General features: G+C 72.4%; 2 protein-coding genes. Both read right to left on the bottom strand.

Annotated features, from left to right (window positions below; genetic code table 11):
• On the bottom strand, nucleotides 1–622 hold a 622-nt coding region (locus EAD98_RS00380), incomplete at its 3' end, for an FGGY family carbohydrate kinase (protein WP_255421206.1).
• A gap of 8 nt (nucleotides 623–630) precedes the next feature.
• Nucleotides 631–1,818, bottom strand: a complete 1,188-nt coding sequence (gene xylA / locus EAD98_RS00375) for a xylose isomerase (RefSeq protein WP_121652123.1) — start codon at nucleotides 1,816–1,818, stop codon at nucleotides 631–633.
• Between the last annotated feature and the right edge of the window lie 9 nt (nucleotides 1,819–1,827).

Here is a 1,827-nt window from a genome sequence, read left to right as displayed (position 1 = left end):
CCTCGGGCACCGCCAGCCGCCGACCGAAGGCCCGCTCCAGCAGGTCCAGCCGGTATCCGCCGCTCGCCGGCGACCAGTAGCCGGTGCCGCTGGCGTCACCCCGGTCGGTCCGCAGCGCGGCCAGCCCCGGCGCGCCGGCCAGTCGCCAGGTCAACCAGTCGTGCGGCAGACAGACGGCGGCCACCCGGGCCGCCAGCTCCGGCTCGTGCCGGGCCAGCCAGCGCAGCTTGGTGACGGTGAAGCTGGCCACCGGCACGCTGCCGGTGGCCTCGGCCCAGAACCGACGCCCGGCCGCGCCGCCGCCGGCCTCCTCGACGAGATCGGCGGCGGCGTCGGCGGATCGGGTGTCGTTCCACAACAGGGCCGGGCGGACCACCCGACCGTCCTCGTCGAGACACACCATGCCGTGCTGCTGGCCGGCGACGGAGACCGCCGCGACGTCGGCCAACCCACCGGCCTGCTCTGCGGCGCCGCGCAGCGCCTGCCACCAGGCTTCCGGGTCGACCTCGGTGCCGTCCGGGTGGGGCGCCCGGCCCTGCCGGAGCAGGGCACCGGTTTCCGCGTCCCGGATCACCACCTTGCAGGACTGGGTGGACGAGTCAACGCCTGCGACCAGCGGCATGGCGGGCCTCAGCGGGCGCCGAGCAGGTGCTCGACGGCGAGCTGGTTGAGCCGGACGAAGCCGAAGCCACGGGCGGCCACCGCGTCGACGTCGAACTCCTCGAAGGAGGACCGGTCGGCAAGCAGCTCCTCATAGCCCTCACCGCTGTTGAGCGTCGGGGCGCTCAGCTCGCCGACCTTGCTCGCGGCCAGCGCCTCGATCACCTCGGGGTCGGCGCGGAACGCCGCGGCACGCTCCTTGAGCAGGAGGTACGTGGCCATGTTGGCCGCCGCCGACGCCCACACCCCGTCCATGTCCTCGGTCCGGGAGGGCTTGTAGTCGAAGTGCCGAGGGCCGTCGTAGGTCGGACCGCCGTTCGGGCCGCCGTTCTCCAGCAGGTCCACCAGGGCGAACGCGTTCATCAGGTCGCCGTGGCCGAAGACCAGGTCCTGGTCGTACTTGACGCCGCGCTGGCCGTTGAGGTCCAGGTGGAACAGCTTGCCCTGCCAGAGCGCCTGGGCGATGCCGTGGGCGTAGTTGAGACCGGCCATCTGCTCGTGGCCGACCTCCGGGTTGAGGCCGACCAGCTCCGGGTGTTCGAGCTGGGAGATGAAGGCGAGCGCGTGCCCGACGGTGGGCAGCAGGATGTCGCCGCGCGGCTCGTTGGGCTTGGGCTCCAGCGCGAACCGCAGGTTGTAGCCCCGGTCGATGACGTACTGGGTGAGCAGGTCGACCGCCTCGCGGTAGCGGTCCAGGGCGGCGCGGACGTCCTTGGCGACGTCGTACTCCGAGCCTTCCCGGCCGCCCCACATCACGAAGGTGCTGGCACCCAGCTCGGCGGCCAGGTCGACGTTGCGCAGCACCTTGCGCAGCGCGTAGCGGCGGACGTCGCGGTCGTTGCTGGTGAAGCCGCCGTCCTTGAAGACGGGGTGGTTGAAGAGGTTGGTGGTGACCATCGGCACCACCAGGCCGGTCTCGTCGAGGGCCTTGCGGAACCGGGCGATGTGCTGGTCGCGGGTCGTGGCGTCGACTCCGAACGGGACCAGGTCGTCGTCGTGGAAGGTGATCCCGTACGCGCCCAGTTCGGCGAGCCGGTTGACCGCCTCGACCGGGTCCAGCTCGGGGCGGGTCGCCTCCCCGAACGGGTCGCGGGCCTGCCAGCCCACGGTCCAGAGCCCGAAGGAGAACTTGTCGGCGGGGGTGGGACGGGGTGCCATGAGGGCCTC

Origin of the sequence: Micromonospora sp. CV4, assembly GCF_003667455.1 — a bacterium.
Classification (GTDB): Bacteria; Actinomycetota; Actinomycetes; order Mycobacteriales; family Micromonosporaceae; genus Micromonospora.
The sequence above is the reverse complement of the archived record's forward strand: the minus strand, read 5'-3'. Positions and strand labels throughout refer to the sequence as shown.